26 protein-coding genes are annotated in these 26,597 nt (G+C 70.3%); 13 read left to right on the plus strand and 13 right to left on the minus strand.

Translation table 11 applies throughout. The features are described 5' to 3' along the window. The first annotated feature begins 61 nt into the window (after positions 1-61). The gene (locus LCY71_RS11550) at positions 62-1,063 is read left to right on the plus strand and encodes a potassium channel family protein (protein WP_225333295.1); all 1,002 of its coding nucleotides are present in this window, start codon (positions 62-64) and stop codon (positions 1,061-1,063) included. Between the two features lie 35 nt (positions 1,064-1,098). On the opposite strand, the gene LCY71_RS11555 is transcribed toward LCY71_RS11550, so the two are convergent. After that, positions 1,099-2,661, minus strand: a complete 1,563-nt coding sequence (locus LCY71_RS11555; RefSeq protein ID WP_225333296.1) for a hypothetical protein — start codon at positions 2,659-2,661, stop codon at positions 1,099-1,101. Between the two features lie 109 nt (positions 2,662-2,770). Here LCY71_RS11555 and LCY71_RS11560 point away from each other — a divergent pair, with 109 nt between their 5' ends. Further along, positions 2,771-3,427: a cob(I)yrinic acid a,c-diamide adenosyltransferase gene (locus LCY71_RS11560; RefSeq protein WP_225333297.1), complete on the plus strand. Its 657-nt coding sequence runs from the start codon at positions 2,771-2,773 to the stop codon at positions 3,425-3,427. Positions 3,428-3,457: 30 nt separating this feature from the next. Here LCY71_RS11560 and LCY71_RS11565 read toward each other — a convergent pair whose 3' ends face one another. From LCY71_RS11565 to LCY71_RS11575, 3 genes are all read right to left on the minus strand, one after another. After that, positions 3,458-3,829 carry a hypothetical protein gene (locus LCY71_RS11565; protein ID WP_225333298.1) on the minus strand — a complete coding sequence of 124 codons (372 nt, stop codon included), beginning with the start codon at positions 3,827-3,829 and terminating at the stop codon, positions 3,458-3,460. Further along, positions 3,826-4,677, minus strand: coding sequence for a DUF2391 family protein (locus tag LCY71_RS11570; protein WP_225333299.1), 852 nt, complete (start codon positions 4,675-4,677; stop codon positions 3,826-3,828). Before LCY71_RS11570 ends, LCY71_RS11565 begins: the two co-directional genes overlap by 4 nt. A gap of 363 nt (positions 4,678-5,040) precedes the next feature. Next, on the minus strand, positions 5,041-5,310 hold the full coding sequence (locus LCY71_RS11575; protein WP_225333300.1) for a DUF8152 family protein: 270 nt from the start codon (positions 5,308-5,310) through the stop codon (positions 5,041-5,043). A gap of 76 nt (positions 5,311-5,386) precedes the next feature. Here LCY71_RS11575 and LCY71_RS11580 point away from each other — a divergent pair, with 76 nt between their 5' ends. The 6 genes from LCY71_RS11580 to LCY71_RS11605 all read left to right on the plus strand — a co-directional run bounded on the left by LCY71_RS11580 (position 5,387) and on the right by LCY71_RS11605 (position 10,961). Next, positions 5,387-6,865: a cobyric acid synthase gene (locus LCY71_RS11580; protein WP_225333301.1), complete on the plus strand. Its 1,479-nt coding sequence runs from the start codon at positions 5,387-5,389 to the stop codon at positions 6,863-6,865. Between the two features lie 85 nt (positions 6,866-6,950). Beyond that, entirely contained in the window at positions 6,951-7,676 is a 726-nt protein-coding gene (locus LCY71_RS11585) for a hypothetical protein (RefSeq protein WP_225333302.1), read from the plus strand. Then, positions 7,676-8,962 (plus strand): coiled-coil domain-containing protein, encoded by a 1,287-nt coding sequence (locus LCY71_RS11590; protein WP_225333303.1) that lies wholly within the window; start codon positions 7,676-7,678, stop codon positions 8,960-8,962. The genes LCY71_RS11585 and LCY71_RS11590 overlap by 1 nt, the downstream gene beginning before the upstream one ends. Before the next feature lie 83 nt (positions 8,963-9,045). Further along, a complete protein-coding gene (locus LCY71_RS11595; RefSeq protein ID WP_225333304.1) occupies positions 9,046-9,813 on the plus strand; it encodes a nucleotide-binding protein in 768 nt (255 codons plus the stop codon). Further along, positions 9,810-10,361 carry a DUF8054 family protein gene (locus tag LCY71_RS11600; protein WP_225333305.1) on the plus strand — a complete coding sequence of 184 codons (552 nt, stop codon included), beginning with the start codon at positions 9,810-9,812 and terminating at the stop codon, positions 10,359-10,361. Before LCY71_RS11595 ends, LCY71_RS11600 begins: the two co-directional genes overlap by 4 nt. A gap of 150 nt (positions 10,362-10,511) precedes the next feature. Then, positions 10,512-10,961, plus strand: coding sequence for a universal stress protein (locus LCY71_RS11605; protein ID WP_225333306.1), 450 nt, complete (start codon positions 10,512-10,514; stop codon positions 10,959-10,961). Positions 10,962-11,105: 144 nt separating this feature from the next. Here the strand turns inward: LCY71_RS11605 and LCY71_RS11610 are convergent, their stop codons facing one another. The 5 genes from LCY71_RS11610 to LCY71_RS11630 form a co-directional block, all read right to left on the minus strand. Next, the gene (locus tag LCY71_RS11610; protein ID WP_225333307.1) at positions 11,106-11,339 is read right to left on the minus strand and encodes an HTH domain-containing protein; all 234 of its coding nucleotides are present in this window, start codon (positions 11,337-11,339) and stop codon (positions 11,106-11,108) included. 393 nt (positions 11,340-11,732) lie between these two features. Then, entirely contained in the window at positions 11,733-12,530 is a 798-nt protein-coding gene (locus LCY71_RS11615; RefSeq protein ID WP_225333308.1) for a helix-turn-helix transcriptional regulator, read from the minus strand. A gap of 366 nt (positions 12,531-12,896) precedes the next feature. After that, complete coding sequence (locus LCY71_RS11620; protein ID WP_225333309.1) at positions 12,897-13,397, minus strand: DUF8154 family protein; 501 nt, start codon at positions 13,395-13,397, stop codon at positions 12,897-12,899. Next, positions 13,390-14,082, minus strand: a complete 693-nt coding sequence (locus LCY71_RS11625) for a nucleotidyltransferase domain-containing protein (RefSeq protein ID WP_225333310.1) — start codon at positions 14,080-14,082, stop codon at positions 13,390-13,392. Before LCY71_RS11625 ends, LCY71_RS11620 begins: the two co-directional genes overlap by 8 nt. A gap of 124 nt (positions 14,083-14,206) precedes the next feature. Further along, the gene (locus LCY71_RS11630; protein ID WP_225333311.1) at positions 14,207-14,956 is read right to left on the minus strand and encodes a pirin family protein; all 750 of its coding nucleotides are present in this window, start codon (positions 14,954-14,956) and stop codon (positions 14,207-14,209) included. 568 nt (positions 14,957-15,524) lie between these two features. Between LCY71_RS11630 and LCY71_RS11635 the strand changes: the two genes are divergently transcribed. Together LCY71_RS11635 and LCY71_RS11640 are read left to right on the plus strand one after the other, a co-directional pair. Then, positions 15,525-17,075: a hypothetical protein gene (locus LCY71_RS11635; protein WP_225333312.1), complete on the plus strand. Its 1,551-nt coding sequence runs from the start codon at positions 15,525-15,527 to the stop codon at positions 17,073-17,075. A 139-nt stretch (positions 17,076-17,214) separates the two neighbouring features. Further along, entirely contained in the window at positions 17,215-18,291 is a 1,077-nt protein-coding gene (locus LCY71_RS11640) for a pyridoxal-phosphate dependent enzyme (protein ID WP_225333313.1), read from the plus strand. Between the two features lie 94 nt (positions 18,292-18,385). On the opposite strand, the gene LCY71_RS11645 is transcribed toward LCY71_RS11640, so the two are convergent. Both LCY71_RS11645 and LCY71_RS11650 read right to left on the minus strand, forming a co-directional pair. Further along, on the minus strand, positions 18,386-18,565 hold the full coding sequence (locus LCY71_RS11645; RefSeq protein ID WP_225333314.1) for an SDR family oxidoreductase: 180 nt from the start codon (positions 18,563-18,565) through the stop codon (positions 18,386-18,388). Between the two features lie 82 nt (positions 18,566-18,647). Next, a complete protein-coding gene (locus tag LCY71_RS11650; protein ID WP_225333315.1) occupies positions 18,648-18,881 on the minus strand; it encodes a hypothetical protein in 234 nt (77 codons plus the stop codon). 82 nt (positions 18,882-18,963) lie between these two features. On the opposite strand from LCY71_RS11650, the gene LCY71_RS11655 reads away from it, so the two are divergent. The 3 genes from LCY71_RS11655 (at position 18,964) to LCY71_RS11665 (ending at position 23,663) form a co-directional block, all read left to right on the plus strand. Next, on the plus strand, positions 18,964-19,431 hold the full coding sequence (locus LCY71_RS11655; protein WP_225333316.1) for an Lrp/AsnC family transcriptional regulator: 468 nt from the start codon (positions 18,964-18,966) through the stop codon (positions 19,429-19,431). Between the two features lie 325 nt (positions 19,432-19,756). Further along, positions 19,757-21,268 (plus strand): proton-conducting transporter transmembrane domain-containing protein, encoded by a 1,512-nt coding sequence (locus tag LCY71_RS11660; protein ID WP_225333317.1) that lies wholly within the window; start codon positions 19,757-19,759, stop codon positions 21,266-21,268. Continuing rightward, a complete protein-coding gene (locus LCY71_RS11665; RefSeq protein ID WP_225333318.1) occupies positions 21,258-23,663 on the plus strand; it encodes a DUF2309 domain-containing protein in 2,406 nt (801 codons plus the stop codon). The genes LCY71_RS11660 and LCY71_RS11665 overlap by 11 nt, the downstream gene beginning before the upstream one ends. A gap of 113 nt (positions 23,664-23,776) precedes the next feature. On the opposite strand, the gene LCY71_RS11670 is transcribed toward LCY71_RS11665, so the two are convergent. Together LCY71_RS11670 and LCY71_RS11675 are read right to left on the minus strand one after the other, a co-directional pair. Then, complete coding sequence (locus LCY71_RS11670) at positions 23,777-26,023, minus strand: amino acid permease (RefSeq protein WP_225333319.1); 2,247 nt, start codon at positions 26,021-26,023, stop codon at positions 23,777-23,779. Positions 26,024-26,143: 120 nt separating this feature from the next. Then, a complete protein-coding gene (locus LCY71_RS11675; protein WP_225333320.1) occupies positions 26,144-26,569 on the minus strand; it encodes a universal stress protein in 426 nt (141 codons plus the stop codon). Positions 26,570-26,597: the final 28 nt, after the last annotated feature.

Genomic DNA, 26,597 nt, shown 5'->3' on the forward strand with positions numbered 1-26,597 from the left:
GTCGACACCGTGCGCGAGATGCACCGACGGTCAGGCGCCGGGTCCGCGGGAGCGCCGGCGGATGACCGCCGTCGAGACGGCGCTGGGAGCCGCCGTGCTCGTCGGAACGGTCCTCGATGTACTCTGGACGACGCTGTGGGTGTCCGGCGGTGCCGGGCCGCTCACCGCGCGCCTGGCCACGTGGACGTGGCGGGGGTGGCGGGCAATCGGTCGGGACAGCCTGCGAGTCCGCTCGCTTGCCGGCCCGGTGATCCTCGTGCTCGGCCTCTTCTCGTGGATCGCGCTGCTGTGGGCCGGCTGGGTGCTCCTCTTCTCGGGGCTCGAGGCGCCACTGCTCGACACCCGCGACGGCGGACCGGTCTCCCTGACCGAGCGCTTCTACTTCGTCGGGTACTCCCTGTTCACGATGGGCAACGGTGACTTCGCGCCCAGGGACGGGGCCCCGCAGGTCGCGACCGCGCTCACGACGGCGAGCGGGATGCTGTTCGTGACGCTGGCCGTCACGTACGTCCTCTCAGTGCTGGACGCGGTCACGCAGAAGCGCTCGTTCGCTCGGTCGGTCACCGGGCTCGGGACGAGCGGGGAAGCCATCGCGCTCGCGGGCTGGGACGGCGAGGGCTTCGACGATCTGGACCTCTCGCTGCAGGACCTCTCCGCCCAGCTCGACGCGCTCTCGTCGAACCACAAGGCCTACCCGATCCTCCACTACTTCTACAGCCCCGAGCGGGAGCGGGCCCCGAGCGTCGCCATCCCGGCGCTCGACGAGGCGCTGACCCTCCTCCGGTTCGGCGTCGACGAGGCCGAGCGACCGAACCGGGCAGCGCTGGGGAGCGCGCGGTCGAGCGTCGGAGGCTACCTCGACACGCTGACCACCACGTTCGTCTCCGCGGCCGACGAGACGCCGCCCCCGCCGTCGCTGGATCGGCTCCGGGCGGCCGGCGTTGACACCGTCGACGAGGACGCGTTCGCAGACGCGCTCGCGGACCTGCGCGAGCGCCGCCGGAGGCTGCTGGACGTGGCCCGGTCAGACGTCCGCGAGTGGCCGGAGTCGGACGGGGAGTGACGGCGAGCGTCGGTCGTCCGAGAGCAGAGCGGTGTTCAGTCCCCGTTGCCCGCCCGGCGCGCCTCGTAGGTCTGCCCGCGGAAGCGGAACCGGCGGCGGTCGCTGTCGTACCCGAGCGTCCGGTCGACGGCGCGCTCGTCGGTCCGGACGACGACGCGCTCGACGTCGTCCGCTGCGTGGGCGAGTGCGTTCCGGAGCGCGCGGTTGCGGTCGCGCATGAGAACCTCGGCGATGAGCCGCCGGTCTGCGGCCTCCCGAGTCGGAGACGACCGAGGGATCGACGGGCTTTGCTCGTCGGCGTCGTCGGCCGGCGCCATCGCCAGCGCCGCGTCGGCCGGCCGCTCGCCGTCGCCGTAGCTGTCGGTGGTCACCGTGACCGTCCCGCCGTCGCGCTCCGCCGCGGCGTCCCCGGTCGGGACCACCTCGACGGGGTCGCCCACCAGTTCGACCAGCGCGCCGCTGGCGTCGGCGTTGCGGCCGTAGCCCGCTACGACGGCGTAGATTCCGCCGCCGAGGAAGCCGGCCGTGAGGCCGCTGTGATCGTCGCAGGGGACGGGATCGCCGGTGAACGCGCGGAGCGGCCACGTTTTCCGGTCGCCGGGTGCGAGCCCGCGGCAGTCCGCCGTGTGTCCCCAGGGCGCGACGTGGTACCACTGCCCGTCGGCCAGCTTGTAGAGGTTCCAGTGGCCGCAGCGGAGCGTCTCGCGGCTGTGATTGACCATCTCGAACTCGATGCGGCCGTCCAGCGCCCGCCGCTCGACCGAAGGGCGCACGAACGCCCGCGTCGACGCGTCCGCCTCGTGGTACCACTGGACGGTCTGCTCGCTGTCGCCCCGGCTGATCACCGGCACCGACCGGCCGGCGAACCGGGACTCCGCCTCGGGTCCGGGGCCAGTCGTGTCCCAGACAGCGATCCGGACGGTCTCGTCGCGGCCGCGGAACTCGTAAGTTCCCGTCGGTCGCTCGGTCCCCTGCTCGCCGACGAGACGGTACTCCACGCGGACGCGCTCGCCGGGATCCAGTCGGCGGGTGTCGGTCATCCAGGGGCCGACGTCGGCGACGTACCAGTACCCGTCGTCGCGGGTGACCTCGGGCACCGTCTCCGCGAGGTCGTTGTTCGCCGTGGGGACGAGGTGGAGGCGCGCCTCGTGGTCGTACCCGTCGGGCTGTCTGCCGTGGACCCGTCCGACTGCGGGGAGCCACTCGACCCGGAACGTGCTCTCGAAGTCATTGGCGTTCTCGAGAACGCCGCGGACCCGCGCCGGGTGGTCGGCCGTGGCCGTGCGGTCGAACGCCAGGCGGACGTCCGCGTAGTCGTCGGTGTGGAACCGCGTCGGCCCCAGCGCGTACGTCCGCGGGCCGGTCTCCAGGTCGATCACGCTCGCCGGGTCGTCCGGCCAGCCGTCCGCCGTCGGGGACTCGTCGGTCGAGGAGCCGTCCGTCTCCGTGCCGTTCCCCGCCGATCCGTCGCCGGCCTCGTCGGGGACGGGCGCGGGCGTCACGGTCGACTGTTCGTCGCGGGGACTGCCGAGCACGCTACACCCCGAGAGCGTGGCCGTGCCGGTCGCCAGCGACGTGAGGAGGGCGCGTCTGCGCATGATCGGTGCAACCGGTGGCGACGGCATGGGCTTTCCGGAGGTTCAGTCGCAGTCGAAGCGTCGGGGCGTCGACCGCGGACGCTTAGTGGTCCCGCGCCGACGCCCGGATATGAGCGACGCCGACGGATCCCGTTCCGACGGACCCAGCGCCGAACCGATCGAACCGGCCGAGCCCGAGGAGCTCGGCCTCGTGCAGGTGTGGTGGGGCGACGGGAAGGGCAAGACCACCGCCGCGCTGGGGATGGGGATGCGCGCCGTCGGCCACGGCTACCGCGTCCACCTCCTGCAGTTCATGAAGGGCGGCACGGGCAGCGTCGAGGACGTCCGCGGCGAGTACAACGCCATCGCCGAGCTGCCGGGCTTCTCCTACGAGAACGCGGGCCACTACGGCTGGCACGGCTTCCTCGACGGCAGCGACGACGACGAGCACGCCGCCCGCGCGGAGGGCGCGCTGGCCCGCGCCCGGGAGATCGCCGCGGCCTCCGCCGAGGCGTCCGGCCCGCTCCCGCTCGACGGCCCCGCCGACGACGGCGTCCACGTGCTGCTCCTCGACGAGGTGCTGTACGCCGCGAACCGCGACCTGCTCGACCCCGAGGACGTCGTGGCGCTGGTCGAGGACGCGCCGGACGACCTGGAACTGGTCCTGACCGGCGGCCACGAAGAACCCAACTACCTCCGCGAGCACGCCGACCTGATCTCCGAGGTCGGCAAGCGCAAGCACCCCATCGACGCCGGCCAGGGCGCGCGGAAGGGGACGGAGTTCTGACGCCGGTCCCGCGGTCGCCCGGCGTCGGGATCAGGCGGGGATCCATCGCTCGACCGTCGCCTCGGGGTCGTCGGTCCCGGCCGGACAGACGACGGTACCGGTCCGCTCGGCGTCGGTCGGGACGTGGGCGAACGTCAGCGACTCGTTCGCGCAGTCGACCGCTACCGTCACGGACTCCAGCCCCTGACTGCCCGGGTTGTCGACGCTCACTGTCGCGGCCAGGCGGCCGTCGTCCGTCGCCTCGGTCCCCGCGACGGTCGCGACCGGATCGGCGCTTGCGGGCGTCGTGACGGCGTGCCAGGCGACGTAGCCGAACAGCAGGAGCGTGACGGCGACGCTGACGACCGTCACGACCCACTCCGCCGCCGACGGTTCGTCGCCGCCCCCGGAGAAGGAGCTCACAGTATCACCCGCGCGGCCGCGCCGCCGACGGTGGTCGGGAACGACAGGACGACGACCTTCTGGACGTTCACGGCGAGCGAGTAGGTGAGGTAGCCGAAGGCCCACAGCAGGAGCGCGGCGACGGACAGCCCCACGGCGAAGACGACGCAGACCTGTCCGGCGTGGATCAGCGCGGACCACTCCCGGTCGACCGTCCGACGGGACTGGCCGCGGAACTCCAGCTCGTAGAGGAGCAGGTACGTGGTGCCCAGCGTCAGCGCGGCGATCGCGCCGAGTCGCGCCCAGTCGGTCGACGCCGCGAGGACGTTCATCTCCACGCTCGCTGCCAGCGGGAACGAGAAGAAGATCCCGCCCGCGGCGAAGGCGGCCAGGTTCCCCCGCAGCGTCAGCGACTCGGCGTCGTCGCTCTCGTCGTCTTCCGTCTCCCGGAGGAGCCGGTTCGACAGCGCCGCGCCGAACCCGAGCGGGACGGCCTGGACGAGGGCCATCCGCGCGACCACGTGCGCCGGCGTCGACAGGTCGACGATGCCGTACGCCCACAGGACGACGAGGGCCGCGACGACGCTCTGGAGGACGAGCTCGGCGGCGTCGACCGCCAGCCGGATCGGATCGTAGCGCGCCTCGTCCCCGTCGCCCTCCTCCTCGACGCGGAACCCGCTGCTGCGGGCGACGAGCAGCACGAGAGCGAGGCCCGCGACGGCGTAGCCGAGCACCTGCCACGCCGGTCGCTCCCACGCGATCCACCACATCTCGACGGTGAGCAGGCCCATGACGCCGGCGGCGATCAGTGCGCCCGTCACTCCGCGGACCTGGTTCCGGAGGACGCGGCTGACCGACGTCACGGCCATCGCCTCGCGTTCCGTGTTCCGGACACGCCCCTCACTACGCCGCTCAGGGGCTTAAAAGCAGAGACGGGGTGTCCGGCGACGGGGCCGCCGGCGGGACGGTCCCGTCGACGAACCGGTCGCGGGAGTCAGGGAAGGAGCGCCTCGTCGCAGGACTCGCAGACGCGCAACCCGTACTTGACGTCGACGTGCGTGGCCGATTCGCAGAGTTCGCACTCCTTTCGGGCGGTGAACATGCCGGGCTGTTCGATCCGTTTGTCGAGTGGTAGGCGCCGGGACTGGGACCGTCCGCTGTGGGTATTTGGTCCGAGCACGGCGTTCCCGCTAGGCGCTCGACGCGGAAGAGTCCAAGGCGGGCGAGGGTAGTCACGCCGAGTCCAGCAGGTCGTCTACGAGGTCACGCGCCGCTGCCACGGACTCGTCGGCGTCCTCGTCGCCGGTCGAGTCGACCTCCGAGAGCAGGCGGTCGACCTGCTCCAGTCGCTCCCGTCGAACGGCGGGGTCGAGGTCGCTCCGCGCGAGGTCCCTCGCGACCGCCTCGGCCTCGCCGAGCCAGCGGCTCGCGGTCCGCTCGACCGGTCGCTCGGCCGTCGCGGCGAGGTGTTCGTGTAGCTCGCGCAGACGGTCGTCGGTCACGACTGACGATTGCGGGCGACGCGTCAAAAGCGCACTGTCGAACCACTCTTGGCCCCGGGAAACGCAGGGGGGAGCGATGGCCGAGACCCTCCTCGTCGCCGGCACGGCGAGCCACGTCGGCAAGTCGACGGTCGCGGCGGGCCTGTGCCGGCTGCTGGCCGACCGCGGAGCCGACGTCGCGCCGTTCAAGGCCCAGAACATGAGCAACAACGCCCGCGCGGTGGCGAACGCGACGGGCGAGGGCTGGGGCGAGGTCGGCGTCTCACAGTACGTCCAGGCTCGCGCCGCCCGGATCCCGGCCACCACCGACCACAACCCGGTTCTCCTGAAGCCCCGCGGGTCCGGCGAGTCGCAGGTCGTGCTCCACGGCGAGGCGGTCGGCCACTACGCGGCCGGCGAGTACTACGACGACCACTGGGACGACGCGCTCGCGGCCGCCCGCGAGTCCCACGCGCGGCTCGCGGCCGACCACGACGTCGTCGTCGCCGAGGGGGCGGGCTCCATCGCGGAGATCAACCTCAGGCACCGCGACCTGGCGAACCTGGAGACGGCGCGGTTCGCCGACGCGGACGTCCTGCTGGTCGCCGACATCGAGCGCGGCGGCGTGTTCGCGTCGCTGGTGGGGACGCTCGAACTCCTGCCCGGGGACGTCCGCGAGCGGGTGGTCGGCTGCGTGATCACGAAGTTCCGCGGCGACCGGTCGCTGCTGGCCCCGGGGCTCGAGGAGTTCGAGGAGCGGACCGGCGTGCCCGTGCTGGGCGTGCTGCCCCACGACGACCCCGGCCTCCCCGAGGAGGACAGCCTCGCGCTACCGGACGAGGGCGAGCGGGCCGTCCGCGGGGCCGACGACGGCGTCCCCGACGAACAGTCCGTCACGGTCGGCGTCCTGCGCCTGCCGCGCATCTCGAACGCCACGGACGTCGAGCCGCTGGTCCGCGAGCCCGGCGTCCGCGTCCGGTACGTCCCAATCGAGGATTCGCTGGACGGACTGGACGCCCTCGTCCTCCCGGGGACGAAGAACACCGTCGACGATCTGCTGGCGGTGCGCGACGCGGGCACGGACGAGCGGATCCGGGCGTTCGACGGCCCGATCGTCGGCCTCTGCGGCGGCTACCAGCTGCTGGGCGAGCGGATCGAGAACGCCGCCGTCGAGGGGACGGGCGAGCGGGAGGCGGTCGAGGGGATCGGTCGCCTCCCCGTCGAGACGCGCTTCCGCGAGGACAAGGCGGTCCGGGCGGTCACCCGCGAGATCGCCGGCGCGGGTCCGCTCGCCGGCTTCGAGGGCGAGATGTCGGGCTACGAGATCCACATGGGCCGGACCGAGCGCCGCGGCGGGACGCCGGTCGGCGAGACGGGCGTCGCGAGCGGGGCGGTCCTGGGGACATACCTCCACGGCCTGTTCGAGAACCCGGGCGCGAGAGATGCCTACGTGAGAAACACGTACGAGGCGGCCGGACGCGAACGGCCGGCGGCCGCGCGGGAGCGAGGATATCCGGCGGATAGCGCCGCAGACCTGTTGCGCGAGCACGTCGACCTGTCCGTCCTCCGGAGATGAGCGCACCGCGTCAGAGATGGCAGCCGCGCAGCCAGTTGTATACCAGAAAGCTTTCCCCGCGGTAGCGTGACCAGTGAACGAATTCATGGTCCCCTTCACGCGACGGCGCGCCCTCCACGGAGCCGCAGGACTGGTCGCCGCGCTAGCCGGCTGTAGCGGCACCGGTTTCGGCGAGTCAGAATCGACTCGAACACACGCGCGGGAGACGCCCGCCGACGAGCCCGGACACGGTTCGGAGGCCGATCCGCCCCACGTGGCGGTCCGGTCGGCCACTGATCGGCCACCGGTGTGGTTCGCCGACGAGGACGGCGGCGGCCGGCCGAGTGTCGCCGAGCGACACTACCACGGCGACAGGACGGTGATCGACGGCGAGGACCGGGCCGGCCGCGTCCGGGTCGCCGACGGGGTGGACACCGAGCCCGTCCGATCGTTCCTCGACGAGACCGACTTCGAGAGCGAGACCGTCTACCTGGAGGTCAACCAGGTCGAGGAGTGCTTCCGGCTGGAGCTGTGTAGCATTCAGTGGCAGCCCGACGAGGTCCGGACCGACTACGGGCGCGTCCTCCGTCCGTACGACGAGCGCTGCGAGGCCGACGCGAAGGTCTACGAGGCCCGCCTGATCCGCATCCCCGACGCGCTCGACCACGAGGACGTGAACGGCTACGGCTCTTCGGTCGGCGGCGGTGCCTGCGGCGAGCGGATGGCCCGCGCGAGGGCCGAAGGCGATAGCGCCAGCAGCAGTGGCAGCAGTAGCAGCAGCGGGGCAGCCGATGGCAACGCCAGCGCTTCCACAACGGGAGGTGCCCAGTGATGCGCGACGGCGGACGGATCACCCGTCGCGGACTGCTGGCGCTGGCGGGGTCGACCGCACTCGCCGGCTGTAATACCCTCGAGGGTATTAGGAGTGGCGGCGAGCCGACGATCAGCGCCTACGATCTGCCCGACGTCGACGAGGAGGCCGAGCCCGCGGTGGTCGCGTCGGTACCGGTCGAGATCGGTGCCGAGTACCTCGGCGGCGCCCGCGACCGGATCGACGACCTGCTGTCGACGCTGCCGACGCCGTTCGGCCCGGACGAGATTCCCAACGGTCACGTCCGGGAGCGACTCGTCGACGCGGCCGAGCACGCGACGACCGACCAGAGCGAGGCCCGCCGAGCGGAGACCGAGTTCGAGGCGCTCCGGTCGCTCCGGCGCGGGCGGGAGAACGCCCGCTACGCGGCCGCCGGGTGGGCCGTCGCCGACGAGGGGCTGACTGTCGAAGACGTCCGCGCGGAGCGACGGGAGGCCGTGACCGAGGCCGCGGAGTTCCGGGAGCGCCGCGAGTACGTCGGCGCGGACCCCGTGCGCGCGGCGCTGGTCCACGCCCGCATCGAGGACGCCCTGCGGTGGGCAGTCGAGGACGACCCGGTACACCGATCACAGCGGGACGGGGCGCTCCTGACGGTCGCCGAGTGGGGCGAGGCGGCCGAGTCGACGCGGGCGCACGCGGCGGATGCCCGCCACCTCCAGGAGCGGTTCGCCGCGTCGCTGCCCGACGACGCCGGCACCGTCGACGCGACGCTGACCGGCGCGGCCGAGGCGCTGCTCGCTGACGTCCGCGACCGGCAGTCGTCGCTGCCGCCGGAGCCGACCGTCGATGACCAAGAGCGGGCCACCAGACTCCTCGACGAACTCCACTGGGAGGCCGAGTCGGGGACGAAGCAGCTCGCGGAGGCGGCTGGACCGGCCAGCGCCGTCGTCGACGCGACTGGTCAGCTCGCCCACTTTCGGGCGTTCGACCAGGTCCGACAGCGCGTCGACGACGGCGAGCGGTTCCGCGTCGAGAGCGCCGAGGCGGTGCGGACCCTCCGGTCGGACGCGCTCGACGCGCTGCAGTCGGCTCTGGCGGAGAGCCCGTCGTCTGGGCTGGCGCGGACCGTCGTCGCCGACGTCGCCTGGCGCGTGGCGAACGGCGACCGGAACCTCGCCCGCCTGAACGGGGAGGTTCAGGCCTCGCGACTGGACCGCCCCGTCAGGGAGTACGTCGTCGCGACGGCAGTCGCTCGCGCCACACCGTGGGCCGTCGAGCAGGGCGTCGACGCGCTGGCGTCGAACTGACCGGTCGGAGCGGGCGGCCGCTGGTCCGGGGTGGTTCGATTCTCCGACAGTATTTTAAAATAAGGCGGCACAGTGGAGGTAGAATGGTCGAGGCGTTCGCGGTGGCCAGCGGGAAGGGCGGGACGGGCAAGACCACGAGCACGCTCGCCCTCGGCATGGCGCTGTCGGCGGACTACGACGTGACGGTCGTCGACGCGGACACCGGGATGGCGAACCTGCTCTTCCACGCCGGCCTCTCGGAGGTCGACGTCACGCTCCACGACGTGCTCGGCGGCGAAGCGCCCGTCGAGGCGGCGACCTACGAGCGGTTCGGCATGACGGTAGTCCCCTGCGGGACGAGCCTGGACGGGTTTCGCGACGCCGACGCCGCGCGCCTGCGGGAGGTGGTCGCGACGCTCGCGGCCGACACCGACGTCATCTTGCTCGACTCCGCCGCGGCGCTGGGCAGCCGCTCGGCCGTGCTGCCCATCGTGCTGGCCGATCGCGTCGTGGTCGTCCTCCAGCCGACGATCCCGTCGCTGTCGGACGCGCTGAAGGTCCAGGAGTACGCCACCTCCTACGGCACCGGCGTCGCCGGCGTGCTGTTCAACAAGGTTCGAGAGGACGACGCCATCGACCGCGTCGCCGAGCAGTCCGAGCGCTACTTCGAGGGGCCGACGCTGGCGACGGTGCCGGCCCACGAGGCCGCCCGGGAGGCCCGCCGCGCCGGACGCCCGCTGCTGGCCCACGCCCCAGACTCGCCGCCGGCCGAGGCCTTCCGCGCGGCCGCCGCGGGCATCGAGGTGCGCGACCGCGCCTCGGAGGACGTGGCGGATCGGTTCCGCAGCGCGGTCGTCCCCGAGTCGCCATGAACCTCCCCGACGGTCGCCTCCTGAAGTCCCGGGTCGTCGACGACCCCCGGGACCCGCTCGCGGCGGCGCTGGACCGCGCGGTCACCGGCTACGCCGTCCTCGAACCGCAGGAGGCGCTGCTGCTCGACACCGGGGGCACGGGCGTCCTGACGTTCCGCGACGGCGTCCCCGAACTGGCCTACCACACCGGCACGGACCGGGGCGGCCCCGAGGCGCTCGCCGACCTCGCGACGCCGGGGTCCTATCACGTCGAACTGTACGACCTGGCCCCGGACGCGCTCGACGCGCTGGGCGACCCCGACGCGCTCTCCGTGCCGCCGGGGATGCCCGCCGAGCGACTGGCCGGCGACCCCGCGCTGGCGGCCAGCACCCGCCGGGCCGCCCCGGAGCCCCGGGAACCTGACCCGACCGCCGGCGACGGCGGGGAGCGGGACCCCGGCGCAGTCGAGGCGTTCCTCCGCGACGAGGCGAAGATCGAGGCGATTCGCGAGCAGGCCCGTGCAGAGGCCCAGCGGCGCGCCGAAGAGTGGGGCTTCGACTGCGAGTGATCCGCCGCGACCGCCGAGCCGACGCCGAGGACGACGGTCCGCCGTCGCGATCGCCGAGGCCGTGCTCCGACGGCCGACCGGCGACGGGGCGTCTCACCTCGTGAGAGCGGTCCCCTTCCTATAACTTGCCGGCGTCCTTCGTTTCAGACGATGTACGATCGAATCCTGCTCCCGACCGACATGAGTCCCGGAGTGGACCGGGCGATCGAGCACGCGGTCGACGCCGCACAGCGGTACGACGCGGAGCTGCACGTCCTGTACGTCGTCGACGCGGAGGCGTACAGCTCCTACCCCGGCGACGAGTACGTCCACGAGTTCGAGGGGCTGGAGAACGCGCTCGAGGAGGCGGGCGGCGACGCCGTCGAGGACATCGTCGAGACCGCGTCCGCGGCCGGCGTCGACACCGAAGCGGTGATCAGACGCGGCGTGCCCCACGAGGAGATCCTCGCGTACATGGACGAGGCGGACGTCGGCCTGACGGTCCTCGGCTCGAAGAACCGATCCGGCGAGTACCGGCGACTGCTGGGGAGCGTCGCCGAGCGAGTCGCCCGGATGGCAGAGCGGCCCGTCACCGTCATCAAGACGCCCGTCGACGAGTGAGCGACGGGGCCGGGACCGGCGGCGTCGGCCGACCAGCGGCACCGCAGTCGGACCCGGGCCACGGTGGTCCCGAGCGAATGCGGGTGCTCCACCTCTCCTGACTGCGAGTGCGCTGGCCGGTCCGCCGGCACCGCGTCCGTCGCTTCAGTCCATCGTGACGGGGATCCACCACACCCGGCTGCGCCCGCCGACCTTCTTGCTCGTGAGGTCCGTCTCCTCCTGGAGGTCGTGGAGCTTGTTCAGCGCGGTCCGGCGCGAGCAGCCCAGCCGATCCGCCACCTCCGACGCCGTCAGGGGTTCGGCGTAGTCCTCGCGCTGTTTGAACACCTCGATGACGTCCGATTCGGTGTACTCGACTTCCCGCCCGGGTGGAGACATGGGTCCGGCTTGGGGTTGGGCCTATTTATCTGTAGTTGCGAGAAGGGATTCTTTGGTCAGGAAGTCTGGTAACCGATAGGGGAGAACCGCTGGAGAGCGACGCACGAGGCCCGTGGAACGGGGCGTCTCCCGCGGTCGATCGCGGCCGGCGCTCGCTGGCTGGCGGCGGTCGCCCGCTCTGCGATCGGATGTTACAGCCCCTGTAACACGTCCGGGATCGGTACCGATCGACGGGAGGTAAGTATAGGCACCCGGCTACGCTGGCAGACGATGGGGAGTGGTAATCCGCCAGTGTCTCACCGTCCCCGGAACCGGTCCGGTCCCTTCACGGACTCCCCGCTTCGATCCCGCTGACGACCCGCTCCGGCCACCTCGACCGCCGATCGACGGGTCCTACTCGTCCGACAGGGCTTCCTCGAGGGGTGTCGCCCTGTCGACGACGTGCCCGTAGGTCCGCTCGGCCCACGCCCTGACGTCCTCGTTTTCGGAGACGAACAGGCCACGGAGGTTGTTCGCGTCGTCGTAGCCGGCGACCAGCGCGCTCCCGTCGCGGAGCGTCAGCCCGAACGACAGTGGGTCCGGGTGAACGAACACCTCCACGCCGCCGTGCTCGCGGGCCCGCGCCAGCGCGTCCGGGAACGCCGACGCCGACTGCTGGAGCACGCCCTCGTCGATCACCATCTCGAAGGTCGTCCCCCGTTCGAGCAGCGACATCGCCGTCCGGTTGAACGTCCGCGCGACGATGGGCGTGACGAGACGGAGGTGCCCGCCCGCGCCGGCCTCGAGCCACTCGATGAGGCGGTCGACCGCCGCGAGCGGCTCCTGCTCCGTCGCGACCGTCACCTCGGCCGTCTCGTAGGCGGCGTCGGGAAGCTCGCCGCAGGCGTCGCCGAGGTCCGCGACGATGGGGCCCAGCTGGCGGGCGCGCTCGACGGTCCCGACGAACTCCGCGTAGGCCTCCCTCACGCGGCGCCCGGTACCGGTCACGTGGTACCGGCCGTCGCGCTTCACTACCCAGTGTCGCTCCAGAAAGCCCGCCAGCACCCGCTGGACCGTGGTCCGCGTCACCGGCACGCGGTCGCACAGGTCCGTCGGCCGGGCGGGGCCGTCGCACAGCGTATCGAGGATCGCCACCCGCTGTTCGGACCCCGTGAGAAACCGGACGTCCCCGAATACCTCGTCGTCGCCCATGCTGTCGGGTGCTGAAGATAGTCTCGTTGATAGTTCTGGCGGGACGGTCGTCGCTCGGCCCCTCTCAGAGCACGAACGGCCCGCGCTGGCGGACGGGCTCACCGTGGGGACGGCCGCGCGGAGCTCTCTCCGTATGCGTGTGAGAGGACGAAACGATCGTCCGTGGACCCGATGACCGACGGTGTTGTGGGAGTGTCCGACTACTCCACGGAAAGCCTCGGGGTCGCCGGACGCCGTCGTCTTCCGGGATGACGAGAGAGCAAAGCTCTCTCGATCCACTTGACCCCGAGGCGGTTCACCGTTGTTCGCTCTCGGCGGTAACAGCAATTCAGTGGAAGACCTGCCAGTTCCTACCGGAGAGACTTCTCAACAAAGACAGACGCCGTCTTCACGAATCTGGTCGACCGTGAAGTCGTGGATGGCTTCCGCGAGCGCCGCCATCGCGTCCTCTTTCTGCGCAGTCGGCACCTGGCCGCCGTAGTAGTGTTCCGTTCGGTTAGACCGATACAGCGATCGCAGTGAGTCCGCGGTATCTGTCTCGAGTAGCCCGACCTGGACGATCCGATCGTAGACCGTCGTGTGGTCCATGAAGTCCTCGAGCGAGTCGTTCGTCGCCCAGAGCAGGTATCCCTCGAGCGTCCGCTCGATGGCTCCGAAGGAGAGTTCGACGACGGCGCCGTTGAATCCGTCCTGGCTCCGGAGCGTCCTGACCGCTTCCAGGTATCGACAGCCCTTCGTAAGTTGCACCTTCCACTCCTCGCCCTGGTCGATACCCGCTTCGAAGTCGGGCTGACCGAATCCGGCATACTCGAAGGCGTCCTCCGCCTGTTCGATCGCCGTCGTGACTGCTGTCGGGTCGCTACTCATCCGTCTGCTGGTGCGTCAGAATATTCTGCAGCGTCTGGAACGCTTCAGTCTCATAGACGGTAATCCCGGACACGACGATCTCTCGAATGTCGTCCGTGAAGGCGGGGATCGAGTCGACTGACTCGACGGCGATGTGAAACGCGTATCGCTCCCCGCCGAATCGTCGCTCTTCGAGTTCGTCCGCGATCCGGTTCACTGCCCGTTGCGCGGCAGCCCTGCTCTCGTCGACGGCTACCCACAGGTCGATGTCACTGCGACGGTCGGCCTCCCCGCGAGCGACGCTTCCGTAGAGAACGATTCCGAGCACCTCGTCGAGATCGGATTGCAGTCGATCGACCGCAGCCTTCACCGGTTCGTGGTACTCTTCCTGCGGAACTCGAAGTAGTGGATCGTCCGGGACTGCAAGCCTGGTACGGTTGATCTGAACCGGTTTCCTGTTCCCTTCGGGCTTGTACTCCACGAGGTCGTTCTCTGCGAGCACGTCTACTGCTCTCCTGATCGTCATCTCCGAGTGGTCGATCCACTCTTCGAGCTCTCTCGGCGTGAAGGACTCGTATCGATGCCGAGATAAAAACGACAGGATGTCGTCAGTGGCGTCGGATCCGTACAGACCGGGTTCGTTAGCCGGAACAGGGACCTGTATCGATATTCCCGAGGACGTATTCGACCGCACATTCTGGGGCATACCACAGATTTCGAGGCGTTAATATATAAGCTTTATATTGATACCGGCGACCTCTTTATATACTACTCCAACGTGGTCCGACTGGATCGGTCAACGCACTCCCTGCTCCGTCCCACTCGTCCACTCAGAGCACGAACGGCCCGCGCTGGCGGACAGGCTCACCGTGGGGACGGCCGGCGACGGCGACGGCGCGGAGGTCGCCGTCGCTCCGGACCTCGACGGACCGGGCGTCCGTGACCGGGAGGACGTCTCCCTCGGAGAAGGCCGCGCCGTCGGCCGTCCCCTCGCCCGACACGCCGTAGAGGAACCCGGACCAGCCGTCGGGGAGCGACCAGGTCCACGCGCCGTCGACGGCGACGTCGAGGTACTCCGTCGGCGTGTGGAGGGCGATCGGCGACCCCTCGCCGACGACGGTCGTCACGGTCGCGCCGTCGCGCTCTTCGGTCGGGAGCTCTGCGGCCGCCGCGTCCTCGTAGTCCGGATCGACCTCCTTGCGGTCCCGCGGGAGATTGAGCCACAGCTGGAGTCCGTTACAGCCCTCGTCGCCGGCGGGGAACTCCGAGTGTCGGATCCCGGCACCCGCGGTGATCCGCATGACTTCGCCCTCGCGGGCGGTGTTGGTCACCCCGAGGGAGTCCTCGTGGTCCATCCCGCCTTCGAGCATGTACGAGACGATCTCGAACCCGCGGTGGGGATGGGTCGGGAACCCCTCGCCGGGCTCGATGTAGAACCGCTCGAACAGGACGAACGGGTCGAGGCTCGACGGGTAGCTGTTCGTCGGGAACGCCCGATTCGAGGTCACGCCGGTCCCGTGCTGGACGGGCTCGCCGGCTATCGGCCCCCCGGGAGCCCCGCTCGTCTCGTCGGATGCCATGGCAGACGGGACGTGACTGCCGCTGAAAAGGGAAGCGCCTCCGGAAACCGCGAGCTTTCATCGATAGTGATGGGACGCCTCCGGGACGGGAGACGACATCACGAGCAGGCGAGCTGCGTGGAGACACGAGCGACACTCCGGTGACAAACCACTTGTAGAACCGTTGCAGGGACCGACGTCGGGCGGTATATTTTTCCCTCTAGGGTAACTCCTGGCGTACCGTGAGTGATCCCACACCAGTTCCGATCGGACTCGCAGAGCCCGAGCACGGAGAGGGAGTTGATCCTCGCCCCCTGCGCGGTCAACACTGCGTCAATTGCGGGTACGACATGTTCTGGGGAGCAATGGCGTTCAGTTCGGAACCGGAACCGACCGAACCGGCAACGGGAGACTGTCCGAAGTGCGGGGCGAGATACGAACTCTTCGCCGTTGCTCTGCCCGAGGACCGCGACGAGTAGTCGGACGGGAGCGTAGACGTCTATCTACTTTGTTTGGATTTTACAACAAAATTATAACTTATGCTTCCGGATTCATCATATTTTTCTAAGACCTCTTCAATCGGGATCACATGAGACGCGATGGTAGCCGATTCGGTCTCGCTACAGGTGGGATGGCCCTGTTCGCGTCCCTCGAGCTCGCCCTGCGGTCGCTCTCTGACGTCGTTCCGCTAGTCGATCTGATGGGGACGGTGCTGTCACTCGCTGTGCCACTCGCCAGTGACCAGCCGACACTGACGTGGATGGTCGGGTGGTTCTTCCTCGCGACTCTCACGTACAAGACGTATCGGCGTGTCGACGAGCTTCGCGGCGCGTCGGTTTCACTTCGGAAGTACGAGTGCTTCGCAGCGGCACTCGTCGCGACGGCGGTCGGCGTCACGGTCAAACAGCAGATCTTCACGGGGACGTTCGACCACGGGTCGATCCCGTCGCCGTTCGCGGAGAACGCCGCGTTCCTGCTCCTCGGTGCCGTCGGGCTCCGGTACGCGCTGATGCGGGACCGGTTCGTCGACGACGTCCTCCTGGCCGTCGTGCTCGGGCCCGCGATGGCGATCACTGCGACGCTGTATCCACTCCCCGAAGTCGCGGTCGTCGTCTGGGTTATCGGAGCGATCGGGGTCAATACGGTCCCGTTCGGCCCGCAGCTCGAGAAGATCCTCAACGACCCGATCGAGCGGTTGATGATCGGTATCGCAGCCGCGAAGTCGGGAGCGACGGGTCTGGTTACGTCGCTGTACGTCTTTTCGGGGCTGATCTTTTCGCTGGCTGCGATTATCGACTCCGGTGGCACGACGCGGGGCAACATTCTCACGCTCGTTCAGAGCGCAGCCGCGGGCGGTCAATCCGGAGCGTTCGTGACCACAGCGCTCTCCACAGAACTCTTCCTGTTTTTCGTCATGTTCTTGCCGGCGATTTACGGCGTCTGGTACTGGCTCCGGATAGTCGAGCGGTTACCCTTCGACCTGGGATTCGTAACGCCGTCCTCGGAAGGGACGTGGCTCGAGGCGGGCAACGACGGGCCACAGATCGACCACCTGGAGTACCGCGCTATCCCGCCCGGCTACGGGCTTCCGATAGCGCTCCTGTACGCTCCGCTGATCGTGTACGTGAACGTGTTCGGGTCTGTCTCGGACGGTGTCCCGCTGGGATATCTCGCCGCGACGGCCTGTCTGGCGCTGATCGCGATCGGTACCGTGATTGCGACGCGACGGAGCGACCCGCAGTCGCAGGACGTCGACGTGACGCGGCTCGCGCCGAAAGCGCTCGCGCTTCAGGCGGCCGTGATCGCGATCGCGGCAGAAGGACCTGTCCCACAGGCCGTTCACAGTTTGCTGACTCTGTCCTCACTCGGTGGTCTCGAAGGGAGCGTGCTGTCGGCAATTGCCACGACCGTGATCTTCGCGGGCGGCGTGTACGTCCCGTCCTACATTCCGTCGCTGCTGGAGACGAATCCGACGCTGGGGGTGAGCATCTCGGCGGTCGTCGTCGGTTTCCTGATCGGACTGTTCGGAGGCGGCATCCAGTTTATCGAAGCGATCGGCGGTCTCGTCATGATCGCCGGCCTCCTCGGTTCCGCGTTCGGCCTTTGGGAGGAGATCGAGGACTTCGTCGCGACCGACTGATACCGTTTCCATCCGGTGGTCTCTCTGACCGAAATCGGATCCGGTCAGCCGCGTTCTCGGACAGGCGAGCGCTATCGAGGTCGATAGCACGGACGGGGTCAGAGGCTTTACCACGGAGTCCCAGAAGGGGGTACGGATCATGCCAGCGACGCTCCGCTGTTCGGTCTGCGAATCTGAGTACGAGGACCGGTGGCGCTGTACCTGCGGCAGCCCGCTCGACTACGCGAACCCGTCGCGCCCGGACGGCCCGCCGCCCGCGCTCACTGTCAGCGACGTGGGCGACGGCCTGTGGGCGTTCGACGACTTCCTCCCGATGGACGCGCACGCGACGCTCGGCGAGGGGTTCACGCCCCTCGTCGACGCGCCCGACTGGGACGCCGCGTTCAAACTCGAGTACGTCTCTCCGACGGGGAGCTTCAAGGACCGCGGCGCGGCGACGACCGTCTCACGGGCCGTCGAGTGCGGCGCCGAGACGGTCGTCGACGACTCGTCGGGGAACGCCGGAGCGGCCCTGGCCACCTACGCGGCGCGGGCCGGCGTCGACGCGGAGGTGTACGTCCCCGCGTCGGTGAAAGACGCCAAGCTCCGGGCGATCCGACGTGCGGGCGCGACGCCCGTGCGCGTGGAGGGGTCCCGGCAGGACGTGACCGACGCCTGCGTCGCCGCCGTCGAGGACGGCGACGCGTGGTACGCCTCCCACGCGTGGAACCCCGCCTTCTTCGCCGGGACCGCCACGTTCGCCTACGAGGTCGCCGCGCAGCGAGGCTGGCAGGCACCCGACGCCGTCGTCGTCCCGCTGGGCCACGGGACGCTGTTCCTGGGCGCGTATCGCGGCTTCCGCGCGCTCCGCGAGGCCGGCTGGACGGACTCGATGCCCCGGCTGCTCGGCGTGCAAGCGGCGAGTCAGTCGCCGATCGCCGACGAGTTACACGGGGGCCGGACGGGCGAGAACGACGTCGCCGACGGCATCCAGATCGCGAACCCGGCCCGGAGGGACCAGATCCTCGACGCCGTCGCGGCGACCGACGGGGACGCCATCGCCGTCGACGCCGCGGCGACGGAGGCCGAACTCGAATCGCTGCACCGGCGCGGCCTCTACGTGGAACCGACGTCGGCGGTCGCTCCCGCGGCGCTGCGCGCGTACCGGGACAGCGGCCTCGTCGACGACGATGACGACGTCGTGGTGGCGCTCTCGGGGAGCGGGCTCAAGACGTAGCCGTTCGGGGAGCGGGACGCGCAGTCTGCCCCGTCGATGCGGGAAAGAATGCGACGGCGTCGCGTCCCGCCCGGCCGCCGCGACCGGCACCGCGTCACACCGTCTGGCCGCCGTCGACGACCATGGGGTGCCCGAGCACGAAGGAGGCGGCGTCCGAACGCAGCCACAGGACGGCCTCGGCGATCTCCCCGGGCTCGTCCATCCGGCCGATCGGCTCCCGGTCGATCACCTCCTGGCGGCCGTCCTCGGTACCACCGGTGAAGGTGTCCTTCATCGACGTGTCCGACACCTCGCGCTCGTCGTCGCGGGTGCCGACAACTCCGACGGCCTCGCGAGCGGAGTGGAAGCGATACGGATCACGCGGTCGGTTGGTTTTCGCCGGATCGACCGTCCGCCGAGACCAGCAGTCCGAGCGCCGCACCGCCGAACCCGAGGGCGGCGATGCCGTCGGCGAGGTCGACTGTGGCGACCGTGACCATCGCGAACCCGATGCCGCCCAGCGACTGGATCGCGAGGAGGATCCACGGCCGGGTCGTGACCCCGTAGACGAGGTTCGGGGTCGTGAGGATCGCCCCGCCGCCGACGAGCAACACCCCGTCGAAACCGGGCCGGCCGCTCGCGCGTTCGGGACATCCCCGTTTCTTATGGGTTCTGCGGGCGTCAGCCAGGACGATGGACTACGAACTCGACGACGTCGACAGGGAGATTCTCCACGCGCTCCAGGAGGACGCTCGCAACCTCTCGTCGGGCGAGATAGCGGAGCGGACCGAAGCCTCGTCGAGTACGGTGCGCAAGCGGATCCAGCGGCTGGAGTCGGAGGAGGTTATCAAGGGCTACAGCGCCGACATCGACTACCAGGAGTCGGGCTACCCGCTCCGGATGCTCCTGTTCTGCACCGCGCCGATCCCGGAGCGGGGCGCTCTCCTCGGGGACATCCTCGAGATATCGGGCGTCGTCTCGGTCCAGGAACTGGTGACCGGCGACGAGAACCTCCTGGTGACCGTCGTCGGCGAGCACGACGAGGACATCACGTCGGTCGCGCAGGAACTGCTGGACATGGGCGTCACCGTCGCCGACGAGGTCCTCGTCCGGAGCCACGAGACCACGCCGTTCGGCGGATTTTCTTCGGACGAGGAGTGACCGGCGGGAGCGGCCGGCGGTCCGCGGGCGCACGCGCCGAGACCTGGAACTGCTGATCGCGATCGTTCAGCCGCTGCTGTGGACGGCGGACCCTGGCCCTGCGACTGACCGGGCCTCGCAGTCGACGACCGGACGGGCTGACCCGCCGCCAGGTTTGCTACCCGATACCATAATGTTCTTTCGCACGATTCTATCGAACGTTTTGATCGAACAGAAAGCATTATAACCAGTTCGTTCGCTACACTGGGTTGAAGCGACCACTCCGTGATGGGGTCGCCGACCCACACGACCGGCGACGAACGCCCGTCCGGGACGAGACCTCACGATGACCGACAACACACGTCCGAACGACGCCGTACCGCTCTCGGAAGCGACGACATCGTCGAGCCCGTTCGTCCCGCGAGCGTCGACGTGGCTGGTCTGGGGCCTGTTCCTGCTGGCCGCGGGGCTGCTCGCCGTGACGACGGCGGGCGGATACGAGCTGACGGTCCCCGGACCGTTCGCCGTCGACGGGCTGACGGTGCTCATGTGGACCGTTGTAACCTTCTTCAGCGGCATCGTCCACAGCTACTCCCGCCGCTACATGGCCGGCGACGAGCGCGTCGAGGGATTCTTCGCCCGCGTGCTCGGGTTCACGCTCGCGGTGATGACGATGGCCGCGGCCGACCACCTCGCGCTGTTCGTGGCCGCGTGGCTGGCGATGGGCCTGCTGATGGCGTCGCTCATCGGCCACGACCGCGAGTGGCACCAGGCCAGGGCCGCCGCGGGGCTCGCGCGCCGGTACTTCGTCGCCTCCAGCGCGCTCCTCGCCGTCGCGGCGGCGATCCTGGCGTGGGCGACGGGCACCGCGACGATCACCGGAGTTCTCGGTAGCGTCGACGGGATTCCGACCGCGGCCGCGCTCACGGCCGCCGGCTGTCTGGTCCTCGCGGCGATGATCCAGTCGGCGCTCCTGCCCTTCCACCGCTGGCTGCTGTCCTCGATGACCGCGCCCACGACGGCGTCCGCGCTGATGCACGCCGGGTTCGTCAACGCGGGCGGCGTCCTCCTGACCCGGTTCGCGCCGCTGTTCGCCGACCGGGTCGCCGTCATGTCTGCCGTCGTCGCCGTCGGCGCGGTCAGCGCGCTCGCCGGCCAGGCGATGCTGCTCGTCCAGACGGACGTCAAGCGCAAGCTCGGGACCTCCACCGTCGCCCAGATGGGCTTCATGATCCTGCAGGCCGGGCTGGGCTTCTTCGCCGCCGCGATCACGCACCTCGTCCTCCACGGGTTCTACAAGGCGTACCTGTTCCTCTCTTCGGGCGCGGCCGTCGAGCAGACCGCACCGAAGGGGAGCTACGGCGACGGAGGCGGCCTCGCGACGCTGGCCGTCGCGGGCCTGACCGCGATCGGCGGCGGCGCGCTGTTCGCCGCCCTCACTGGGAAGGGGATCGCGTTCGACGGCGGCGTCGCCCTGACGTTCGACAGCGGCGTGGTCCTGACGCTCGTCGTCGTCGTGACGACGCTGCACGCGGCGCGGGACGTCCTTCGCCGGACGAAGCTGTCGCCGATCGTCAGGCTCGCCGCGACGCCGCTGCTCGTCCTGACCGCCATCGGCGTCTACGGCCTGCTGTTCGAGGCGATCTCGACGGTGATGGCCGACGTCCCGATGTACTCGTCACCGACCGAACTGACCGCCGTCCACGGCGCCGTCGCCGCCCTGTTCGTCGCCGGCTACGCGGTGACGGACCTCGGCTGGCACCGGTCCAGCCGGCGGCTCTACGTGACGCTTCTGAACCTCTCGCAGCCGGATTCGGACACCGTTCTCACCCGCAAGGAGGACTACAATGACGCGTAACGCCCACCTCGACGACCGCATCGATCGCGCAGCCGAGACGGTCGGCACGGTCTGGCCGCTGCACTCCTTCGTCACGGCCAACCCGCTTGCCGGACTCGAGGACCGGCCGTTCCACCGTGCCGCCGCGGAGGCCGAGCAGTTGTTCGGCGGCCGGGGCTATCCGCACCCATCGGTCTTCCGCCGGGCCTGGGAGAACGGCCAGATCGACCCCGAGGTGCTGCGCGAGGAACTCGACGCCCGCGGCGTCGACGGCGAGCCCGAGGCCCTCCTGGACGAGATGGCCGCGGACGAGGCCGAGGCCGACGACGCCGGCTCCGACTCGCCGGCCGACGAGCTCGACCGCGTACTCTCGAAGTGGCTGGCCGCCTTCCTCGATCAGGGCCAGGCCGAGTGGGCGATGCCCGACCGCGAGGCGGGGTTCTACGCCGCCTGGCGCGCTGTCGCGCCGCACGACGGCGACGTCCCGGGCTGCGAGCGGGCGTCCGAGCTCCCCGATACCGCGACGGCGGCGCTGGAGGCGGCCGTCGACGGGATCCCCGAGGACCGCTGGGGGGACGTCTTCGAGCACCACCTCGCCGCGCTGCCCGGCTGGACCGGCCTCGTCAAGCAACGGGAGGACGCGGACGCCGACCCGTGGCAGGGCGAGTTCCCGATCTCGCTGCGCGAGTACCTGGCGGTGCGGCTGACGCTGGCCGACAAGCTCGGTGCGCCGATCGACCCCGGGGAGACCCCCGGCGAGAGCGACGACGCTGACGCCGACGAGGTGCCCCTCGAAGAGGTCTGGCTGAGCGCGTGGGAGAAGAGCTACCGCGACCGGCTCGTCGACGGCCTCGACGACGACGTCGAGGCGTCCTCGGCGGGCACGGACGGGTCGCGCCCGGCCGCCCAGCTCGTGTTCTGCATCGACACGCGCTCGGAGATCGTCCGCCGGCACATCGAAGACGCGGGGCCCTACGACACGCACGGCTACGCCGGCTTCTTCGGCGTCCCGATGCGCTACGAGGGCTACGAGTCGGACGTGGCCGTCGACGCCTGCCCGCCCATCGTCGACCCGGAGCATCGGGTCGCCGACCGGCCGGCCGAGGACTGCCGGGACGACGCGTCGGCGTACGACGGCTGGCGCCACCTGGTCTCCGCGGGGCGCAAGCACCTCAAGTCGCTCAAGACCGACGTGGCCGCGGCCTTCACCTTCGTCGAGGGCGCCGGGAGCGCCTACGGCGCCGCGATGGCCGGCCGGACGCTGCTGCCCGCCGCCGTCCACGACCTCGCCGACGCCGTCGACGAGCGGACGCCCGATTCCCACGAGTTCTGCTCGCCGACGGTCGAGCGCGAGGGCGAGGCGCACGCCAACGGCGGCCTCCCGCGGGGGATGACCCTCGACGAGAAGGCGGGCTACGCCGAGGCCGCCTTCGACCTCATGGGCTGGGAGTCGTTCGCCCGCCTGGTCGTCTTCACGGGCCACGCGAGCGAGACGACGAACAACCCGTTCGAGTCGAGCCTCGACTGCGGCGCCTGCGCCGGCAACCCCGGCGGGCCCAGCGCCCGCGTGCTCGCCGAGATCTGCAACGACCCCGCGGTCCGGTCGGAACTCCGTGACCGCGGGCACGAGATTCCGGCGGACACCGTCTTCCTCGCCGCCGAACACAACACGACGACCGACGAGATCGCGCTGTTCGACGGCGACGTGCCCGAGAGCCACGCCGAGGACGTCGAGCGCCTCCGCGAGGACCTGGCCGAGGCCCGCGCCGCCGCGGCGGCCGAGCGCACCGAGTCGATGCGGACCGGCCGCGACGACGGCGTCCGCGAGACGGAGCGCCGGGCCGCCGACTGGGCCGAGACCCGCCCCGAGTGGGGGCTGGCCGGCAACGCCTCGTTCGTCATCGGCCCGCGCGAACTGACCGAGGACCGCGACCTCGACGGCCGCGCGTTCCTGCACTCCTACGACTGGAGCACGGACCCCGACGGCGACGCGCTGGAGGCCATCGTGACGGGGCCGCTCGTCGTCACGCAGTGGATCAACAACCAGTACTACTTCGCCACCGTCGACAACGCCGTCTACGGCAGCGGCTCGAAGGTCACCCAGAACCCCGTCGGCAACGTCGGCGTCTACCAGGGCAACGGCGGCGACGTCATGACCGGGCTGCCCCTCCAGTCGCTCAAGGTCGACGACGACCAGCCCTACCACCAGCCGCTCCGCCTGACCGCGGTCGTCCACGCGCCGGTCGATCGGGTCACCGAGATCCTCGGCCGCCACGAGGAGGTCGCTCAACTGTTCGACAACGGCTGGATGCGCCTGACCGTCGTCGACCCCGAGCGGGGCAACGAGCCAGTCCACTACCAGGGCGACCTGGAGTGGGACGCCGCGCCGCAGAAGGTGGCCGCGCTCGCGGACTGAGGTCGCTGTACTTCCGGGGTGCGGATCGGCGACGTCGTCGGGCACCAGAGGGGCGGATCGCCCGTCGCCCCGGACCCGTGCGCTCCAGGGGACTTCGTCGACTGGTTCGCGCCTCAGCGTCGCCCGAACAGCTCCTCAGTCAACGACCGGCTCTGTGGTCGCTCGGCCAGGAGAACGCTCGCGTCCACGTCGTCGACGACGTCGACGAAGAGCGCCCCGCGGACGATCCGCGAGAGGAGACCGCGCTCGGTCACTCCCAGGATCAGGAGGGTGTGCTCGGAAGCCGCGTCCTCGATCGCGGCCTCGACGTCGCCGGACTCGACCGCGAGGGTCGCGTCTCGAAGGCCGTGGTCTTCGGCCCACTGGTTCAGGAACGCTCGGCCCTCGGGCTCCTCGTCGGCGACGTGCAGCAGCGTCACGCGCGCACCGGTCACGTCTCGAAGTGCGGCCGCGACTTCCGCGGAGAGGTCCGAGGAGGGGCCGCCCGCCGTCGGGACCAGCACTCGCTCCGGGTCCAACGAGTTCCCGTCCAGCACGAGTACGTCGCACGGCAGTTCGTGAGCGAGTTCGTCCAGGGTCCCTTCGGCGCGTCCCGCAGCGAGGTGGTTTCCGCCGCGCCCCATCACGAGCGCGTCGGCGTCGTCCTCGGCGGCATCGAACACCTCCGCGAGGCCCCTGTGAGAGACGATGGTCCGGGTCTCGACCGGGACGTCGAAGGCCTCGGCATCGCGCCTCGCGTCTGCCAGCAGGCGTTCGGACTCGGTCTCGGTGCGCTGGGTCTGGACCACGTCCAGCGGCGTCTGGTCGGGAACGGTCACGACGTGAATCGCGAGGACCGTCCCGCCCTTCGCAGCGGCCAGGGCGCCCGCGAGCGTGACGAGCGCGCCCTCGGACCGCGGGTTCGAGAGGGCGACCATGACGGTCGGTCCGTCCCCGCCATTCGGCGCGACGGCGTCAGCGGCGTCGGCCACCGGTCCGGGAACGGTCTCCCTGTTGTCCCGGAGGAACGACGAGAGCACTCCCTCCCGGGGCGTCCGCGAGCGGGCGTAGAGGGCGTACCAGGTCAGCGCGAGGACGACGAACAGCCCCGCGAGCGCGATCTCAATCGCGTCCATGAACGCCACGAGGCCGAGCGAGAGGAGGGATCCGACGATCGGCGTCACCGGGTACAGCGGGACCTCGAAGTCCGGATCGTACTCGGAGTCGGCCTCGCGGAAGACGATCAGCGCGACGTTCATCAGCGCGTAGACGATCAGGTGCAGCACCGAGGCCGCCTTCGCCAGTATCTCGATATCCCGACCCAACAGGGCCACGAAGACGACAATCATCGCGCCGGTGACGAGGATCGACCGGTAGGGCGTGGCGTAGCTCGGGTGGATCTCGTTGAGCCAGTCGGTGACGATGCGGTCCCGACCCATGGCGAAGTTGATGCGGGCCGACGCGAGGATCGACGCGTTGGCAGAGGAGGCCGTCGCCAGCAGGGCGCCGAGCGTCATTACCGTCGCCGCCGCGGCCGCAACGCCCTCGACGGGACCGAGCGACGCCGGGAAGGCGACCTCGGCCGCCTGGGCGACGGGCGCGTCGTCGCTGAGGTCCGGCCAGGAGACGACGCCCAGCATGATCGACACCAGGATCGCGTAGAGGACGGTCACGATGCCGACGCTCCCGATGACCGCCAGCGGGAGGTTCCGGCCGGGGTTCTTCAGCTCCTCGGCGACGGTGGCGATCTTCGCGTACCCGAGGAAGGAGACGAACACCAGCGCCGTCCCCGGCAGGATGGCGCTCGCGCCGAACGGCGCCAGGCCGCCGCTGCCGGTCAGCGTCCCGTAGTCGAAGGCGAACCAGCCCGCGACCGCGAAGGCAGTGAGAATCGCCAACAGTAGCGTGACGATGACCGTCTGGACGCCGCCGGTCTCCTTCGCACCCACGTAGTTGACGCCGACGAACGCCAGCCCCGCCAGCATGGCACCCACCTGGATCTCGTTGAGGAAGAGCACGCTCGGCAGCGGTGCGAGGGTCGCGAGGTACTGGCCGAACCCGATGCAGTAGAACGCGGAGGCGAAGGCCAGCCCCATCCAGTCGCCCATGCCGGCGATCGAACCGAAGATCGGTCCCAGCGACCGGTTAACGTAGTAGTACCCGCCGCCAGCCTTCGGCATGGCCGTCCCCAGTTCCGAGACCGACAGCGCGTTCACCATGGCGATGATCCCGCCGGCAACGAACGAGACCACGACGACGGGCCCGGCCTCGCTCGCGGCGACCCCCGGCAGCACGAAGATCCCGGCGCCGATCATCGTCCCGATGCCGATAGTCAGCGCGGAGACGAGGCCGAGGTCTTTGGCGAGTTCTTCGTCAGTCACGCCGACTCACCCCCGTGGTGAGTCGATCGGGAGTGACGAAGAACACTGAGTCGCTCATACGAGATCACCTCTCGTGGTGATCGCGTGAGCGGGGGAGCAGTCAGAGTCAGTCACGGGAGATCACTCCCGCTCGGGGTCGGGCAGTGACACCACCGGAACCGCCGGGTCGGTAGTCAGGCGGGTCGCGGTGTCGCCGGTGAGCAGTCGCACGATGCGGCTCCCGCTGCGAGGGCGGAAGACCAGCGCCGTCGCGCCAACGTCCTCGGCCGCCTCGAACAGCGTTACGACGACGTCGGTGCCGTAGTCGGTCCGCGTGTCGACCGCGACGTCGGCGCCCAGGCGCACCTCGACGACGGCGAGGTACTCGGCGGCATCCTCCCGGCGCTTCTCCAGCGGCGCCTTGTCGATCGCCCCGCCACCCTTCTCGATCACGTGGACGGCCGTGACCCGGCTGACCTCGTCGAGGTGCGGCGCCAGCGCTGCGACCGTGGCCTCCGCGTCGGCCTCGCTCGCGACGGGCACGAGCACGTGGTCGAGCAGCGTCACAGGTCGTCGTCACCTCCCGTGAGCGATT

This window comes from Halomicrobium urmianum, from assembly GCF_020217425.1.
GTDB lineage: Archaea > Halobacteriota > Halobacteria > Halobacteriales > Haloarculaceae > Halomicrobium > Halomicrobium urmianum.

What these genes read in the sequence shown, in the direction of transcription:
- LCY71_RS11660 (WP_225333317.1), top strand. Translation starts at nt 19,757, where the DNA reads ATGACCGACAACACACGTCCGAACGACGCCGTACCGCTCTCGGAAGCG.
- LCY71_RS11630 (WP_225333311.1), bottom strand. Translation starts at nt 14,956, where the DNA reads ATGGCATCCGACGAGACGAGCGGGGCTCCCGGGGGGCCGATAGCCGGC.
- LCY71_RS11665 (WP_225333318.1), top strand. Translation starts at nt 21,258, where the DNA reads ATGACGCGTAACGCCCACCTCGACGACCGCATCGATCGCGCAGCCGAG.
- LCY71_RS11590 (WP_225333303.1), top strand. Translation starts at nt 7,676, where the DNA reads ATGCGCGACGGCGGACGGATCACCCGTCGCGGACTGCTGGCGCTGGCG.
- LCY71_RS11640 (WP_225333313.1), top strand. Translation starts at nt 17,215, where the DNA reads ATGCCAGCGACGCTCCGCTGTTCGGTCTGCGAATCTGAGTACGAGGAC.
- LCY71_RS11550 (WP_225333295.1), top strand. Translation starts at nt 62, where the DNA reads ATGACCGCCGTCGAGACGGCGCTGGGAGCCGCCGTGCTCGTCGGAACG.
- LCY71_RS11635 (WP_225333312.1), top strand. Translation starts at nt 15,525, where the DNA reads ATGAGACGCGATGGTAGCCGATTCGGTCTCGCTACAGGTGGGATGGCC.
- LCY71_RS11655 (WP_225333316.1), top strand. Translation starts at nt 18,964, where the DNA reads ATGGACTACGAACTCGACGACGTCGACAGGGAGATTCTCCACGCGCTC.
- LCY71_RS11555 (WP_225333296.1), bottom strand. Translation starts at nt 2,661, where the DNA reads ATGCGCAGACGCGCCCTCCTCACGTCGCTGGCGACCGGCACGGCCACG.
- LCY71_RS11600 (WP_225333305.1), top strand. Translation starts at nt 9,810, where the DNA reads ATGAACCTCCCCGACGGTCGCCTCCTGAAGTCCCGGGTCGTCGACGAC.
- LCY71_RS11570 (WP_225333299.1), bottom strand. Translation starts at nt 4,677, where the DNA reads ATGGCCGTGACGTCGGTCAGCCGCGTCCTCCGGAACCAGGTCCGCGGA.
- LCY71_RS11610 (WP_225333307.1), bottom strand. Translation starts at nt 11,339, where the DNA reads ATGTCTCCACCCGGGCGGGAAGTCGAGTACACCGAATCGGACGTCATC.
- LCY71_RS11615 (WP_225333308.1), bottom strand. Translation starts at nt 12,530, where the DNA reads ATGGGCGACGACGAGGTATTCGGGGACGTCCGGTTTCTCACGGGGTCC.
- LCY71_RS11645 (WP_225333314.1), bottom strand. Translation starts at nt 18,565, where the DNA reads ATGAAGGACACCTTCACCGGTGGTACCGAGGACGGCCGCCAGGAGGTG.
- LCY71_RS11585 (WP_225333302.1), top strand. Translation starts at nt 6,951, where the DNA reads ATGGTCCCCTTCACGCGACGGCGCGCCCTCCACGGAGCCGCAGGACTG.
- LCY71_RS11580 (WP_225333301.1), top strand. Translation starts at nt 5,387, where the DNA reads ATGGCCGAGACCCTCCTCGTCGCCGGCACGGCGAGCCACGTCGGCAAG.
- LCY71_RS11595 (WP_225333304.1), top strand. Translation starts at nt 9,046, where the DNA reads ATGGTCGAGGCGTTCGCGGTGGCCAGCGGGAAGGGCGGGACGGGCAAG.
- LCY71_RS11560 (WP_225333297.1), top strand. Translation starts at nt 2,771, where the DNA reads ATGAGCGACGCCGACGGATCCCGTTCCGACGGACCCAGCGCCGAACCG.
- LCY71_RS11605 (WP_225333306.1), top strand. Translation starts at nt 10,512, where the DNA reads ATGTACGATCGAATCCTGCTCCCGACCGACATGAGTCCCGGAGTGGAC.
- LCY71_RS11625 (WP_225333310.1), bottom strand. Translation starts at nt 14,082, where the DNA reads ATGCCCCAGAATGTGCGGTCGAATACGTCCTCGGGAATATCGATACAG.
- LCY71_RS11620 (WP_225333309.1), bottom strand. Translation starts at nt 13,397, where the DNA reads ATGAGTAGCGACCCGACAGCAGTCACGACGGCGATCGAACAGGCGGAG.